The sequence below is a fragment of the Endozoicomonas sp. ALB115 genome (assembly GCF_049310245.1).
Taxonomy (GTDB): Bacteria; Pseudomonadota; Gammaproteobacteria; order Pseudomonadales; family Endozoicomonadaceae; genus Endozoicomonas.
Genome location: NZ_JBLYZG010000024.1, coordinates 1 through 17,110 on the forward strand (window position 1 = coordinate 1; position 17,110 = coordinate 17,110).

General features: G+C 51.0%; 6 protein-coding genes. All 6 read right to left on the reverse strand.

Annotated elements, in window-relative coordinates; all coding sequences use genetic code 11:
- On the reverse strand, positions 1-1,651 hold a 1,651-nt coding region (locus ACO6VE_RS12350; RefSeq protein WP_422461540.1), incomplete at its 3' end, for a DUF1601 domain-containing protein.
- A 76-nt stretch (positions 1,652-1,727) separates the two neighbouring features.
- The gene (locus ACO6VE_RS12355; RefSeq protein WP_422461542.1) at positions 1,728-4,793 is read right to left on the reverse strand and encodes a DUF1601 domain-containing protein; all 3,066 of its coding nucleotides are present in this window, start codon (positions 4,791-4,793) and stop codon (positions 1,728-1,730) included.
- A 168-nt stretch (positions 4,794-4,961) separates the two neighbouring features.
- Positions 4,962-8,408, reverse strand: a complete 3,447-nt coding sequence (locus ACO6VE_RS12360) for a DUF1601 domain-containing protein (protein ID WP_422461544.1) — start codon at positions 8,406-8,408, stop codon at positions 4,962-4,964.
- Between the two features lie 76 nt (positions 8,409-8,484).
- Positions 8,485-9,963 (reverse strand): RAP domain-containing protein, encoded by a 1,479-nt coding sequence (locus ACO6VE_RS12365; protein WP_422461546.1) that lies wholly within the window; start codon positions 9,961-9,963, stop codon positions 8,485-8,487.
- Positions 9,964-10,098: 135 nt separating this feature from the next.
- A complete protein-coding gene (locus ACO6VE_RS12370; protein ID WP_422461548.1) occupies positions 10,099-13,404 on the reverse strand; it encodes a DUF1601 domain-containing protein in 3,306 nt (1,101 codons plus the stop codon).
- 77 nt (positions 13,405-13,481) lie between these two features.
- Positions 13,482-17,069 carry a DUF1601 domain-containing protein gene (locus tag ACO6VE_RS12375; protein ID WP_422461550.1) on the reverse strand — a complete coding sequence of 1,196 codons (3,588 nt, stop codon included), beginning with the start codon at positions 17,067-17,069 and terminating at the stop codon, positions 13,482-13,484.
- Between the last annotated feature and the right edge of the window lie 41 nt (positions 17,070-17,110).

The following is a 17,110-nucleotide window of genomic DNA, read 5'->3' on the forward strand; positions in this document are numbered from 1 at the left end:
CTTTCTGTGCGTTCACGTGGGGCAACAGCGCGGCCACGGTCTCTTTGATCTCTGGTGTCTGCTCCTGCCCGTCGTCCACCAGTTTCGCCATGGCCCACAGCAGGTTGGCAATACCCTGTGGTTTAAAGTTGGCTTTCTGTGCGTTCACGTGGGGCAACAGCGCGGCCACGGTCTCTTTGATCTCTGGTGTCTGCTCCTGCCCGTCGTCCACCAGTTTCGCCATTGCCCACAGCAGGTTGGCGATTTCCTGTGGTTTAAAGTTAGCTTTCTGTGCGTTCACGCAGGGTAGCAGGGCGGCCACGGACTCTTTGAACCTTGGTGTCTGCTTTTGCCCTTTCTCCGCCAGTTTCGCCATCGCCCACAGCAGGTTGGCGATATGCTGAGGAATAAATTGGTCTTTCAGTGCTTTCACGTGGGGCAACAGCGCGGCCACGGCCTCGTTGAGCCCCGGTGTCCGCTCCTGCCCGTTGTCCACCAGTTTCGCCATGGCCCACAGCAGGTTGGCGATTCCCTGGGCATTAAATTGGTTTTTCTGTATGTTCACGAGGGGCAACAGCGCGGCCACGGCCTCTTTGAGCCTTGGTGTCTGCTCTTGCCCGTTATCCACCAGTTTTGCCATGGCCCACAGCAGATTGACGATTTCCTGTGGGTTAAAGTTCGCTATTTGTATGTTCACGTGGGGCAACAGCGCGGCCATGGCCTCTTTGAACTCTGGTGTCCGCTCCTGCCCGTTGTCCACCAGTTTCGCCATGGCCCACAGCAGGTTGGCGATATGCTGAGGATTAAATTTGTCTTTCTGTGCGTTCACGTGGGGCAACAGCGCGGCCATGGCCTCTTTGAACTCTGGTGTCCGCTCCTGCCCGTTGTTCACCAGTTTCGCCATGGCCCACAGCAGGTTGGCGATATGCTGAGGAATAAATTGGTCTTTCTGTGCGTTCACGTGGGGCAACAGCGCGGCCACGGCCTCTTTGAGCCCTGATGTCCACTCCTGCCCGTTGTCTACCAGTTTCGCCATGGCCCACAGCAGATTGGCTATGCCTTGGGGATCAATATTCCTCGCTTCAGGTTTTTGGTTGCAGTTAAATATTATTGCATCAAGTAGCGTTGACAATAAGGCAGCTTGAGTACGCTCAACACGCTCATCTATGGGGTTATGGAGGGTAAAAACACCCGCTGAAGTAAAGGAATGCAGTGTTGTCGTCAAGCTTCGCCAATTCCAGCTCCGCGTTGCTGTGAAATTTTGCAGCAAGCGCATCAGCTGGCTTTGTTCCGCGCGATTTAACGGTCTTTTAGCAGCTGACGTGTATTTTTTAATTGAACTGGCATATCGACCGTGATTTCTCCCATCATAGCGATGACCGAAACGATATGATTTACTCACCAGATCATCCATTACTTCTTGTTTAATGAGGGCATTGAAATCTTGAGCAGAGTTCACTGAGCGGAACATTAGATTTTGAGAAGAGCAAGCGTCAGAAGAGTGGTAAAAATCGTTACGCCCCGGGGTAGTACGGAGGGGATTATCCCACTGTTCGACTGTACCATGTCTATATTGCACACGCCTTGAAGAAGCGGCATGGTCATTCGGTTGGTTGTAATCATTATCTGATTTTGCGTATTTACTACTGATACCAGCAGAACTTCTATCCATAATTATATTTCATTAATTCATGAAAATATAAAAAGCAGACTGCTGTACAGTTCAGAAGTTCATTTTGCTGAAATGTTTATATATAAGCAGTGCCGTATTTCTCATCTGCCGACCCGCTTTTAAGTGATACAGAGCCATGATCCTGTGGCGGGATGTTTATCCTGGTCTTTATTTGATCAATGTATAGTTTTATTGAATCCCGGCTCCTGAGCTGGTTAACCGGGATTTCAATGACCTCAAATCCTGCTTTTTGCAGCAGTGCGATTTTCAGCAGAGTCGAACCATTCCTGGTGTTGAAATCACCACTCACGTAATGAGACGGTCCCTGAATTTCAATCACCATATTGTGGTCTGGCAGTAGCAGATCAACCGGAGGTAATGAGTTCAGACTCTTTTCTTCTTCAATATTCAAAGATGGAAGGCATGACTGGAGTTGATCGCGGAAGTCGGTTTGAGTTTTTGAATTGTTTGTCTGGTAATGGGGGATGACCGGACACGTTCTCCCAAGCCAACTGGTGGCCATGGAAATGATGTGTTGATCCTCTTCATTATCCGGGGATGTATTTTCCAGGCGAGTAAACAGGTCATCCATGTGCTTTTCAAGCAAGTTATTTTTATTGGCATTAGAGTCTAGAGCCAACCTGGCACACAATACCATGACTCCCCAGAGAGACATCAATATGCCTTTCTGAGAGAGCTGAGGGTGGTCAATGATTTTGTAGATAAGCGATTCGGACGTGGAGGTAACCACATTCAGCTCTACAAGCTCGCCCAGTTTCGCCATGGCCCACAGCAGGTTGGCGATTTCCTTTGGTTTAAAGTTTGCTTTCTGTGCGTTCACGAGGGGCAATAGCACGGCCACGGCCTCTTTGAGCTCTGGTGTCCGCTCCTGACCGTTGTCCATCAGTTTTACCATGGCCCACAGCAGGTTGGCGATATGCTGAGGCATAAATTGGTCTTTCTGTGCGTTCACGAGAGACAACAGCGCGGCCACAGCCTCTTTGAGACCTGGTGTCAGCTCCTGCCCGTTGTCCACGAGTTTCGCCATGGCCCACAGCAGGTTGGCGATTTCCTGTGGGTTAAAGTTAGCTTTCGCTGTGTTGACGAGTGGCAACAGCGCGGCCACGGCCTCTTTGAGCAGCGGTGTCAGCTCCTGCCCGTTGTCCACCAGTTTCGCCATGGCCCACAGCAGGTTGGCGATTTCCTGTGGTTTAAAGATAGCTTTCTGTGTGTTCACGCAGGGTAGCAGGGCGGCCACGGCCTCTTTGAACCTTGGTGTCTGCTTTTTCCCTTTGTCCGCCAGTTTCGCCATAGCCCACAGCAGATTGGCGATATGCTGAGGAATAAATTGGTCTTTCAGTGCTTTCACGTGGGGCAACAGCGCGGCCAAGGCTTCGTTGAGCCCTGGTGTCCGCTCCAGGCCGTTGTCCACCAGTTTTGCCATGGCCCACAGCAGGTTGGTGGTTCCCTGGGCCTTAAATTGGTTTTTCTGTATGTTCACGTAAGGCAAAAGGACGGCCACGGCCTCTTTGAGCCTTGGTGTCTGCTCTTGCCCGTTATCCACCAGTTTTGCCATGGCCCACAGCAGGTTGGCGATATGCTGAGGAATAAACTGGTCTTTCTGTGCGTTCACGTAGGGCAACAGCGAGGCCACGGCCTCTTTGAGCTCTGGTGTCCGCTCCTGCCCTTCGTTCATCAGTTTCGCCATGGCCCACAGCAGGTTGGCAATATCCTGGGCATTAAATTGATCTTTCTGTGCGTTCACGTGGGGCAACAGCGCGGCTACGGACTCTTTGAGCTCTGTTGTCTGCTCCTGCCCGTTGTCCACCAGTTTCGCCATGGCCCATAGCAGGTTGGTGATTTCCTGTGGGTTAAAGTTAGCTTTCTGTGTATTCACGTGGGGCAACAGCGCGGCCATGGCCTCTTTGAACTCTGGTGTCCGCTCCTGCCCGTTGTCCACCAGTTTCGCCATGGCCCACAGCAGGTTGGCGATAGCCTGAGGAATAAATTGGTCTTTCTGTGCGTTCACATGGGGCAACAGCACGGCCACGGCCCCTTTGAACCCTGGTATCCACTCCTGCTCGTTGTCCACCAGTTTTGCCATGGCCCACAGCAGGTTGGCGATCCCCTGGGCATTAAATTGGTCTGTCTGTGCGTTCACATGGAGCAACAGCATGGCCACCGTCTCGTTGAGCCCGGGTGTCCGCTCTTGCCCGTTGTCCACCAGTTTTGCCATGGCCCACAGCAGGATGGTGATATGCTGAGGAATTAATTGGTCTTTCTGTGCGTTCACGTGGGGCAACAGCGCGGCCACGGTCTCGTTGATCTCTGGTGTCCACTCCTGTCCGTTGTTCACCAGTTTCGCCATGGCCCACAGCAGGTTGGCGATATGCTGGGTAATAAATTGGTCTTTATGTGCGTTTACATGGGGCATCAGCGCGGCCACGGCCTCTTTGAACTCTGGTGTCTGCTCCAGCCCGTTGTCCACCAGTTTCGCCATGGCCCAAAGCAGGTTAGCGATTCCCCGGGCATCAATATCCCATGCTTTAGCTTTTCGGTTGCACTTGAATATTATTGCATCCAGTAGCGTCGACAATAAGGCAGCTTGTGTACGCTTAATACGCTGATCCATGGGTTTATGAGGGGTAAAAACACCCGCTGAAGTAAATGAGTGCATTGTTGTCGTCAGGCTTCGCCAATTCCAACTCCGTGTTACTGTAAAATTTTGCAGCAAACGCATCAGCTGGCTTTGTTCAACCCGATTTAACGGTCTTTTAGCAGCTGACGTGTATTTTTTAATTGAATTGGCATATAGGGCGTGATCTCTCCCATCATAGCGATGACCGAAACGATACGATTTACTCACCAGGCCATCCATTATTTCCTGTTGGGTGAACGCATTAAAATCTTGAGCAGGATTTACTGAACGGCGCGGTAAATATTGAGAAGGGCATGGGGCAGAAGATTGGTAAAATTCATTACGCCTCGGGGTTGTACGGGGGGGAGGATCCCATTGTCTGACTGTGGCATGCCTATATCGCCATCGCCCACGCCTTGAAGAAGCGGCATGGTCATTCGGTTGGTTGTAAGCATCATCTGATCTTGCGTATTTACCACTGATACCAGCAGAGCTTCTGTCCATAATTATATTTCATTAATTCATGAAAGTATAAAAAGCAGACTGCTGTTCTGTTCAGAAGTTCATTTTACTGAAATGCCTGTAAAACCAATCCGTTATTTTCAAATCATTTTGGGCAACAGGTATTCAACGCTGGCGCTCCATCCCTGGAATATGAACACAGTTCTTGAGTCATGATGAAAGGGAAGAGGTTATTGGCTTTTTTTTTCTCTTCCTTTTTCTTTTTGTTGGTTTGCCCGTTTGCTTTTCTAAATGTTCTTCGGCGGTTAAGTAACAGTAATCTGAGGATTGACACCCTTTATCGACGGTAACGTTTGCCTCATCTGCCCACCCGATTTTATATGATACAGAGCCATGGCCCTGAGGCGGGATGTCCACCCTGGTCTTTATTTGATCAATACATCGTTTTATTGAATCCGGGTTCCAAAAGGTGTTAGTGGGGATTTCAATGACCTCAAATCCTGCTTTTTGCAGCAGTGCGATTTTCAGCAGAGTCGAACCAGTCCTGGTTTTGAAATCACCACACACGTAATGAGAGGGTCCCTGAATTTCAATAATAATATTGTGGTCTGGCAGTAGCAGATCAACCGGAGGTAATGAGTTCAGACTCCTTTCTGCTTCAATCTTTAAAGAGGGAATACATGATTGAAGTTGATTGCGGAAGTCGGTTTGAGGTTTTGAAACGGTTGTCTGGTAATGGGGGACGATCGGACACGCTCTGCCAAGCCAGCTTGCGGCCATGGCAATGATGGATTGTTCATCGCCATTGTTTGAGGTTGCATTTTTCAGGCGAGTAAACAGAGCATCCATGTGCTGTTCCAGCAAGCTATTTTTATTGGCATTGGCATCTGGAGAGAGCCTGGCACAGCATACCAATACTCCCCAAAGAGAAATCGATATATCTTGCTGAGATAACTGAGGGCATTTACTGATTTGGTAGACAAGAAGTTCAGACGTGGATTTAACCACATTCAGCTCAACGAGCTCACCCAGTTTCGCCATGGCCCACAGCAGGTTGGCGATTTCCTGTGGTTTAAAGCTCGCTATTTGTGTGTTTACGTGGGGTAACAGCGCGGTCACAGCTTCGTTGAGCCCCGGTGTTCGCTCCTGCCCGTTGATCACCAGTTTCGCCATGGCCCACAGCAGATTGGTGATACCCTGTGGTTTAAAGCTAGCTTTCTGTACGTTGACGTAGGACAACAGCGCGGCCACGGCCTCGTTGAGCTCTGATGTCTGATCCTGCCCGTTGTCCACCAGTTTCGCTATGGCCCACAGCAGGTTGGCGATATCCCGGGCATTGAATTGGTCTTTCTTTGCTTTCACGTGGGGCAACAGCGCGGCCACGGCCTCTTTGAGACCTGGTGTCTGCTCCTGCCCGTTGTCCACCAGTTTTGCCATGGCCCACAGAAGGTTGGCGTTACCTTGGGCATTAAATTGGTCTTTCTGTGCGTTCACGTGGGGCAACAGCGCGGCCACGGCCTCTTTGAGACCTGGTGTCTGCTCCTGCCCGTTGTCCACCAGTTTTGCCATGGCCCACAGCAGGTTGACGATATGCTGAGGGATAAATTGGTCTTTCTGTGTGTTCACGTGGGGCAACAGCGCGACCACGGCCTCGTTGAACTCTGGTGTTTGCTCCAGTCCGTTGTCCAGCAGTTTCGCCATGGCCCACAGCAGGTTGGCAATGGCCTGGGCATTAAATTGGTCTTTCTGTGTGTTCACGTGGGGCAACAGCGCAACCACGGCCTCGTTGAACTCTGGTGTTTGCTCCAGTCCGTTGTCCAGCAGTTTCGCCATGGCCCACAGCAGGTTGGCAATGGCCTGGGTATTAAATTGGTCTTTCTGTGTGTTCACATGGTACAACAACGCGGCCACGGCCTCGTTGAGCCCTGGTATCTGCTCCTGCCTGCTGACCACCAGTTTCGCCATGGCCCACAGCAGGTTGGCGATATCCTGGGCACTAAATTGGTCTTTCTGTGCGTTCACGTTGGGCAACAGCGTGGCCACAGCCTCTTTGAGCCCTGATGTCCACCCCTGACCGTTGTCTACCAGTTTCGCCATGGCCCACAGCAGGTTGGCAGTATGCTGAGGAATAAATTGGTCTTTGTGTGCGTTCACATGGGGCAACAGTGCGGTCATGGTCTCTGTGAACTCTGGTGTTCGCTCCAGCCCGTTGTCCACCAGTTTTGCCATGGCCCACAGAAGGTTGGCGTTACCCTGGGCATTAAATTGATCTTTCTTTGCGTTCACGTGGGGCAACAGCGCGGCCACGGCCTCTTTGAGCCCTGGTGTCAACTCCTGCCCGCTGTCCACCAGTTTCGTCATGGCCCACAGCAGGTTGACGATACCCTGAGCCTTAAATTGGTTTTTCTGTACGTTCACGTGGGGCAACAGCGCGGCCACAGTCTCGTTGAACTCTGGTGTCCGCTCTTGCCCGTTGTCCACCAGTTTCGCCATGGCCCACAGCAGATTGGCGATATGCTGAGGAATAAATTGGTCTTTCTGTGCGTTTACGCAGGGCAACAACGTGGCTACAGTCGCTTTGACGCCTGTTGTCTGCTCCTGTCCGTTGTCCACCAGTTTCGCCATGGCCCACAGCAGGTTGGCGATATCCTGAGTATTAAATTGGTCTTTCTGTGCGTTTACGTGGGACAACAGGGTGGCTAAGACCTCTTTGAACTCTGGTATCCGCTCCTGCCCATTGTCCACCAGTTTCGCCATGGCCCACAGCAGGTTGGCGATACCCTGGGCATTAAATTGATCTTTCTGTGCGTTTACCTGGAGCAACAATGCGGCCACGGCCTCGTTGAGTTCCGGGGTCCGCTCCTGCCCGTTGACCACCAGTTTCGCCAAGGCCCACAGCAGGTTGGCGATATGCTGAGGAATAAATTGGTCTTTCTGTGCGTTCACATGGGGCAACAGCGCGGCCACTGCCTCTTTGAGCCCTGGTGTCCACTCCTGCCCGTTGTCTACCAGTTTCGCCATGGCCCACAGCAGGTTGGCGATTCCCCGGGAATCAATGTCCCTGGCTTGAGGTTTTTGGTTGCACTTGAATCTGATTGCATCAAGTAGCGTTGACAATAAGGCAGATTGAGTACTCTTAACACCCTCATCCACGGGCTTATGAGGGGTAAAAACACCCGCTGAAGTCAATGAATGAACTGTGGCCGTAAGGCTTCGCCAGTCCCAACGCCGTGTTATGGTAAAATTTTGCAGCAAACGCATCAGCTGGCTTTGTTCCGCTCGATTTAACGGTCTTTTAGCAGCTGATGTGTATTTTTTAATTGAACTGGCATACCAGCTGTGATTTCTCCCATCATAGCGATGACCGAAACGATGCGATTGACTCACCAGATCATCCATTATTTCCTGTTTGATGAGCGCATTAAAATCTTGAGTAAGGTCTACTGAACGGCGCTGTAGATTTTGAGAAGGGCATGCGTCAGGAGAACGGTAAAATGTATTGCGCCCGGGATTAGTGCGTGGGGTATCATCCAACTGCCTGACCGTGGCATGTCGGTATCGTCCACGTCTCGAGGAAGCGGCATGGCCACCCGGTCGATTACAATCATTAACTGATCTTGCGTATTGACCACTGATACCGGCAGAGCTTGTATCCATAATTATATTTCATTAATTCATGAAAATATAAAAAGCAGACTGCTGTGCCGTTCAGAAGTTCATTTTGCTGAAATGTTTATATATAAGCAGTGCCGTATTGCTCATCTGTCGACCCGCTTTTCAGTAATACAGAGCCATAACCCTGTGGCGGGGTGTCTACCCGGGTCTTTATTTGATCAATACATAATTTCATTGAATCCTCGCTCATGAGCAGGTTAATCGGGATTTCAATGACCTCAAATCCTGCTTTTTGCAGCAGTGCGATTTTCAGCAGAGTCGAACCTTTCCTGGTGTTGAAATCACCACTCACGTAATGAGACGGTCCCTGAATTTCAATCACCATGTTGTGCTCTGGCAGTAGCAGGTCAACCGGGGGTAATGAGTTCAGACTCTTTTCTTCTTCAATCTTCAAAGAGGGAATGCATGATTGGAGTTGAGCACGGAAGTCGTCGGCCTGAAGTTTTGAAACGTTTGTCTGGTAGTGGGGGACGACCGGACACGCTCTGCCAAGCCAGCTTGCGGCCATGGCAATAATGGATCGATCCTCTTCATTGTCTGGATAGGTATTTTCCAGGCGAGTAAACAGGTCATCCATGTGCTTTTCAAGGACGTTATTTTTATTGGCATTAGAGTCTAGAAACAACCTGGCACACAATACCATGACTCCCCAGAGAGACATCAATATGTCTTTCTGAGAGAGCTGAGGGTTGTCACTGATTCGGCAGACAAGCGATTCGAACGTGGAGGTAACCACATGTAGCTCAATAAGCTTACCCAGTTTCGCCATGGCCAACAGCAAGGTGGCGATACCCTGTGGTGTAAAATTATCTTTCTGTGCGTTCACGAAGGGCAATAGCGCGGCCACGGCCTGTTTGAGCTCTGGTGTCTGGTTCTGCCCGTTGTCCACCAGTTTTGCCATGGCCCACAGCAGGTTGACGATTCCCCGGGCATTGATATCCTCGACTTGAGGTTTTTGGTTGCACTTGAACGTTATTGCATCCAATAGCCTGGACAATAAAGCAGCTTGAGTGAGCTTGACACTCTGATCCACGCGCTTATGAGGGGTAAAAACGCCCGCTGAAGTCAATGAGTGACATGTTGTCGTCAGGCTTCGCCAGTTCCAGCTCCGTCTGGCTGTAAAATTTTGCAGCAAAGGCATCAGTCGGCTTTGTTCAGTTCGATTTAACGGTCTTTTAGTCGCTGACGTGTAATTTTTAATTGAACTGGCATATTGACCGTGATCTCTCCCATCATAGCGATGACCGAAACGACTCGTTTTACTCACCAGGTCATCCATTCTTTCTGGGTTGATGAGCGCCTTAAAATCTCGAGCAGGGTTTACTGAACGGCGCACCAGAAATTGAGAAGATAAAGCGGCTAAAAATTCACTAAATACACTGCTCCACAGGGCTATGCGGGGGGGATCATCCCATTGTTTGACGGTGGCATGTCCATATCGCCCACACTTTGAAGAAGCGGCATGGTCATTCGGTTGGTTGTAACCATTATCTGATCTTGTGGATTTTCCACTGATATCGGCAGAGCTTCTATTCATAATTATATTTCATTATTTCATGAGAATGTAAAAAGTAGACTGCTATTCTGGTCAGAAGTTCATTTCACTGAAATATTTATAAAACCAGCTCGTTGGGGATACACATCTACTTCTTATGCCACCAATCCGTTATTTTCAAATCATTTTGGCCAACTGCTTATTGCTTTTTTTTCTCTTCCTTTTTTTTGGTTTGCCTGTTTGCTTTTCTGAATGCTCTTCGGCGGTTAAGTTACAGTGATCTGAGGATTGCCCCCCTCTATCGGCGGTAGCGTTTGCCTCATCTGCCCACCCGATTTTATGTGATACAGAGCCATGGCCCTGCGGCGGGATGTCCACTCTGGTCTTTATGTGATCAATATATCGTTTTATTGAATCCGGGTTCCAAAGTGATTTAGTCGGGATTTCAATGACCTCAAATCCTGATTTTTGCAGCAGTGCGATTTTCAGCAGAGTCGAACCATTCCTGGTTTTGAAATCACCACACAGGTAATGAGAGGGCCCCTGAACTTCAATAATAATATTGTGATCTGGCAGTAGCAGATCAACCGGAGGTAATGAGTTCAGACTCCTTTCTGCGGCAATCTTTAAAGAGGGAATGCATGATTGAAGTTGATCGCGAAAGTCGGTTTGAGTTTTTGACATGTTAGTCTGGTAATGGGGGATGATCGGACACGCTCTGCCAAGCCAGCTTGCGGCCATGGCAATGATGGATTGATCCTCTTCACTGGCTGGTGATGTATTTTTCAGGCGAGTAAACAGGTCATCTATGTGCTTTTCAAGCACGTTATTTTTATTGGCGTTGGAGACAAGAGATAACCTGGCACAGCATACCATTACTGCCCAGAGAGACATCAATATCGCTTGCTGAGAGAATTGAGCGTTGTCACTGATTCGGTAGACAAGCGATTCGAACGTAGAGGTAACCACGCTCAGCTCAACGAGTTCACCCAGCTTCGCCATGGCCCACAGCAGGTTGGCGATACCCTGAGGATTAAATTGGTCTTTCTGTGAGTTCACGTGGGGCAACAGCACGGCCAAGGCTTCTTTGAGCTCTGCTGACTTTTCCTGCCCGTTGTCCAGCAGTTTCGCCATGACCCAGAGCAGGTTGGTGATACCCTGAGCACTAAATTGGCCTTTCTGTACGTTCACGCTGGGCAGCAGCGCCGCCACAGCCTCGTTGAGCTGTGGTGTTCGCTTCTGCCCGCTTCCTACCAGTTTCGCCATGGCCCACAGCAGGTTGGCGATACCCTGAGGATTAAATTGGTCTTTCTGTGCGATCACGTGGTGCAACAGCGCGGCCACGGCCTCGTTGAGCCCTGGTGTCTGCTCCTGCCCGTTGTCCACCAGTTTCGCCATGGCCCACAGCAGGTTGGCGATTTCCTGTGGTTTAAATTTAGCTTTCTGTGCGTTTACGTGGGGCAGCAGGACGGCCACGGCCTCTATGCTCACTGGTGTCTGCTCCTGCCCGTTGTCCACCAGTTTTGCCATGGCCCACAGCAGATTGGCGATATGCTGAGGAATAAATTGGTCTTTCTGTGCGATCACGTGGGGCAACAGTGCAGCCACGGCCTCGTTGAGCCCTGGTGTCCACTCCCCGTTGTTCACCAGTTTCGCCATGGCCCACAGCAGGTTGGCGATTTCCTGTGGTTTAAAGTTCGCTATTTGTGTGTTTACGTGGGGTAACAGCGCGGCCACAGCTTCCTTGAGCCTTGGTCTTCGCTTCTGCCCGTTGTCCACCAGTTTTGCCATGGCCCACAGCAGGTTGGCAATATGCTGAGGAATAAATTGGTCTTTTTGTACTTTGACGTGGGGCAACAGCGCGGCCACGGCCTCGTTGAGCCCTGGTGTCCGCTCCTTCCCGTTGTCCACCAGTTTCGCCATGGCCCACAGCAGGTTAGCGATATGCTGTGGTTTAAAGTTCGCTATTGGTGTGGTTACGTGGGGTAACAGCGCGGCCACAGCTTCGTTGAGCCCTGGTGTTCGCTCCAGCCCGTTGTCCACCAGTTTCGCCATGGCCCACATCAGGTTGGCAAGATGCTGAGGAATAAATTGGTCTTTTTGTACTTTCACGTGGGGCAACAGCGCGGCCACAGCCTCGTTGAGCCCTGGTGTCCGCTCCTGCCCGTTGTCCACCAGTTTCGCCATGGCCCATAGCAGGTTGGCGATATGCTGAGGAATAAATTGTTTTTTCTGTGCGTTCACGAGGGGCAACAGCGCTGCCACGGCCTCGTTGAGCTCTGGTGTCTGCTGCTGCCCGTTGTCCACCAGTTTCGCCATGGCCCACAGCAGGTTGGCGATATGCTGAGGAATAAATTGTTTTTTCTGTATATTCACATGGGACAACAGCGCGGCCACGGCCTGTTTGAGCCCTGGTGTCCGCTTCTGCCCGTTGTCCACCAGTTTCGCCATGGCCCACAGCAGGTTGGCGATATGCTGAGGAATAAATTGGTCTTTCTGTACCTTCACGTGGGGCAACAGCGCGGCCACGGCTTCGTTGAGTGCTGGTGTCCGCTCCTGCCCGTTGCCCACCAGTTTTGCCATGGCCCACAGCAGGTTGGCAATTTCCTGTGGTTTAAAATTAGCTTTCTGTGCGTTCACATGGGGCAACAGCGCGGCTACCGCCTCGTTGAACTCTGTTGTCAGCTGCTGCCCGTTGTCCACCAGTTTCGCCATGGCCCACAACAGATTGGCGATGCCCTGTGGTATAAAGTTAGCTTTCTGTACGTTCACGTGGGGCAGCAGCGCGGCTACGGCCTCTTTGAGCTCTGGTATCAGCTCCTGCCCGTTGTCCACCAGTTTCGCCATGGCCCACAGCTGGTTGGCAATTCCCCGGGCATCAATATCCCTGGCTTCAGGTTTTTGGTTGCAGTTAAATATTATTGCATCAAGTAGCGTTGACAATAAGGCAGCTTGAGTACGCTTAACACGCTCATCTATGGGGTTATGGGGGATAAAAACACCCGCTGAAGTAAATGAATGAAGTGTTGTCGTCAGGCTTCGGCAATTCCAGGTCCGCGTTGCTGTGAAATTTTGCAGCAAACGCATCAGCTGGCTTTGTTCCGCTCGATTTAAAGGTCTTTTAGACGCTGACGTGTATTTTTTAATTAAACTGGCATATAGGCCGTGAGCTCTCCCATCATAGCGATGACCGAAACGATGCGACTTATTCACCAGATCATCGATTATTTCCTGTTTGATGAGCGCATTAAAATCTTGAGCAGGGTTTACTGAACGGCACTGTAGATGTTGAGAAGGGCATGCGTCAGAAGAACGGTAAAATTTATTACGCCCCGGGTTAGTGCGTGGGGTATCATCCCACTGTCTGACTGTGGCATGTCTATATCGGCCACGCCTTGAAGAAGCGCCCTGGTCATTCGGTCGGTTATAATTATTATGTGATCTTTCGTATTTACCACTGATACCTGCAGAGCTTCTATCCATAATTATATTTCATTAATTCATGAAAATATAAAAAAGTAGACTGCTGTTTTGTTCGGAAGTTCATTTTGCTGAAATGTTTATATATAAGCAGTGCCGTATTTCTCATCTGCCGACCCGCTTTTAAGTGATACAGAGCCATGACCCTGTGGCGGGATGTCTACCCTGGTCTTTATTTGATCAATGCATCGTTTCATTGAATCCTGGCTCCTGAGCTGGTTAACCGGGATTTCAATGACCTCAAATCCTGATTTCTGCAGCAGTGCGATTTTCAGCAGAGTCGAACCATTCCTGGTGTTGAAATCACCATTCACGTAATGAGACGGTCCCTGAACTTCAATCACCATGTTGTGGGCTGGCAGTAGTAGGTCAACCGGGGGTAATGAGCTCAGACTCTGTTCTTCTTCAATCTGCAAAGAGGGAATGCATGATTGGAGTTGAGCGCGAAAGTCGGCCTGAGATTTTGACATGTTTGTCTGGTAATGGGGGACGAACGGACACGCCCTGCCAAGCCAGCTTGCGGCCATGGCAATAACGGATTGATCCTCTTCATTGTCTGGATAGGTATTTTCCAGGCGAGTAAACAGGTCATCCATGTGCTTCTCAAACACGTTATTTTTATTGGTATTAGAGTCTAGAAACAACCTGGCACACAATACCAGGACTCCCCAGAGAGACATCTTTATGTCTTTCTGAGAGAGCTGAGGGTTGTCACTGATTCTGTAGACAAGCGATTCAAACGTGGAGCTAACCACGCTCAGCTCAACGAGTTCACCCAGTTTCGCCATGGCCCACAGCAGGTTGGCGATCCCCCAGGCATTAAATTGGTCTTTTTGTACGTCCACCTGGGGCAACAGCGTTACTACGGCCTCGTTGAGCCCTGGTGTTCGCTCTTGTCCGTTGTCCACCAGTTTTGTCATAGCCCACAGCAGGTTAACAATATTCTGAGCAATAAATTGGTCTTTTTTGGCATTCACGTGGGGCAACAGCACGACGACGGTCTCGTTGAACTCTGGAGTCCGCTCCTGGCCGTTGTCCAGCAGTTTCGCCATGGCCCACAGCAGATTGGCAATACCCTGTTGTGTAAAGTTGGCTTTCTGTGCGCTCACGTGGGGCAACAACGAGGCCATGGCCTTGTTGAGCTCAGGTGTCCGCTCCTGCCCGTTGTCCACCAGTTTCGCCATGGCCCACAGCAGGTTGGCGATACCCTGTGGTGTAAAGTTGGCTTTCTTTTCGTTTACACGTGGTAACAGCAGAGCCACGGCCTCGTTAAGCCCTGTTGTTCGCTCCATTCCGTTATCCACCAGTTTCGCCAAGGCCCACAACAGGTTGGCGATTTCCTGTGTTTGAAAGTCAGCTTTCTGTGACTTCACGTTTAGCAACAGCGCGGCCACGGCCTCGTTGAACTCTGGAGTCCGCTCCTGCCCACTGTCCATCAGTTTTGCCATGGCCCACAGCAGGTTGGCGATAGCCCGGGCATGAAACTGTTCTTTATGTGCGTTCACGTGGGGCAACAGCGCGGCCATGGCCTCGTTGAACTCTGGTGTTCGCTCCTGCCCGTTGTCCACCAGTTTTGCCATGGCCCACAGCAGGTTGGTGATACCCTGTGGTTTAAAGTTCGCTTTCTGTGCCTTCACATGGGGCAACAGCGCGTACATGGCCTCGTTGAGTCCTGGTGTCTGTTTCTGCCCGTTGTCCACCAGTTTTGCCATGGCCCACAGCACGTTGGCGATATGCTGAGGCGTAAATTGGTCTTTCTGTGCGTTCACGTGGGGCAACAGCGCATCCACGGCCTCGTTGAGTCCTGGCGTCTGTTTCTGCCCATTGTCCACCAGTTTTGCCATGGCCCACAGCAGGTTGGTGATACCCTGGGCATGAAATTGGCCTTTCTGTGCGTTCACGTGAGGCAACAGGGCGGCCACAGCCTCGTTGAGTTCTGGTGTCTGCTCCTGGCCGTTGTCCACCAGTTTCGCCATGGCCCACAGCAGTTTGGTGATTCCCTGTGGTTCAAAGTTAGCTTTCTGAGCGCTCACTTGCGGCATCAGCGCGGCCACGGACTCTTTGAGCCCCGGTATCCACTCCTGCCCGTTGTCCACCAGTTTCGCCATAGCCCAGAGCAGATTGGGGATAGCCTGAGGAATGCATTGGCCTTCCTGTACGTTCACTCGAGGCAACAGCGCGGCCACGGCCTCTTTGAGCGCTGGTGTTTGCTCCTGGCCGTTGTCCACCAGTTTCGCCATGGCCCACAGCAGGTTGGCGATATGCTGAGAAATAAATTGGTCTTTCTCTGTGTTTATGCAGGGCAACAACCCGGCCACGGCCTCGTTGAGCCCCGGAGTCCGGTCCTGCCCGTTGTCCACCAGTTTTGCCATGGCCCACAGCAGGTTGCTGATTTCCCGTGATCTAAAGTGAGCTTTCTGTGTTTTCACGCAGGGCAACAGGGCGGCCACGGCCTCGTTGAGCGCTGGTGTCTGCTCTTGCCCGTTGTCTACCAGTTTTGCCATGGCCCACAGGAGGCTGGTGATTTCCTGTGGTATAAAGTGAGCTTTCTGTGTTTTCACCCGGGGCAACAGCGCGGCCACAGGCTCTTTCAGCTTTGGTGTCTGCTTTTGCCCGCTGTCCACCAGTTTCGCCATGGCCCACAGCAGGTTGGTGATATCCTGGGCATTCAATTGGTCTTTCTGTGCGTTCACGTGGAGCAACAGCCCGGCCACGGCCTCGTTGAGTTCAGGTGTCTGCTCCTGGCCGTTGTCCACCAGTTTCGCCATGGCCCACAGCAGGTTAGCGATTTCCCGTGGTTTAAAACCAGCTTGCTGTGCGTTCACGCGGGGCAACAGGGCAGCCATGGCCTCATTGAGTTCTGGTGTCTGCACCTGGCCGTTGTCCGTCAGTTTCGCCACGGCCCACAGCAGGTTGGCGATATGCTGAGGAATAAATTGGTCTTTCTGTGCATTCATGTGGGGCAACAGTGCGGCCACTGCCTCTTTGAACTCTGGTATCCGCTCCTGCCCGTGGTCCACCAGCTTCGCCATGGCCCACAGCAGGTTGGCGATTCCCCGGGCATCAATATCCCATGCCGTCGCTTTTTGGTTGCACTTGAATATTATTGCATCCAGCAGTGTCGACAACAGGGCAGCTTGTGCACGCTTAACACGCTGATCCACAGGTTTATGGAGGGTAAAAACACCTGCTGAAGTCAATGAGTGCAGTGTTGTCGTCAGGCTTAGCCAATTCCAGCTCCGCGTTGCGGTGAAATTTTGCAGCAAACGCATCAGCCGACTTTGTTCCGCTCGATTTAACGGTCTTTTAGACGCTGACGTGTATTTTTTAATTGAACTGGCATATAGGCCGTGATCTCTCCCATCATAGCGATGTCCGAAACGATACGATTTACTCACCAGGCCATCCATTATTTCCTGTTGGGTGAGCGCATTAAAATCTTGAGCATGATTTACTGAACGGTGCAGTAGATATTGAGCAGGGCGTGGAGCAGAAGAATGGTAAACTTCATTACGCCCCGGGGCTGTGCGGGGAGGAGGATCCCATTGTCTGACTGTGGCATGCCTGTATCGCCCACGCCTTGAAGAAGCGGCATGGTCATTCGGTTGGTTGTAAGCATTACCTGATCGTGCGCATTGACCGCTGATTCCGGCAGAGCTTCTATTCATAATTATATTTCATTAATTCATGAAAATATAAAAAGAAGACT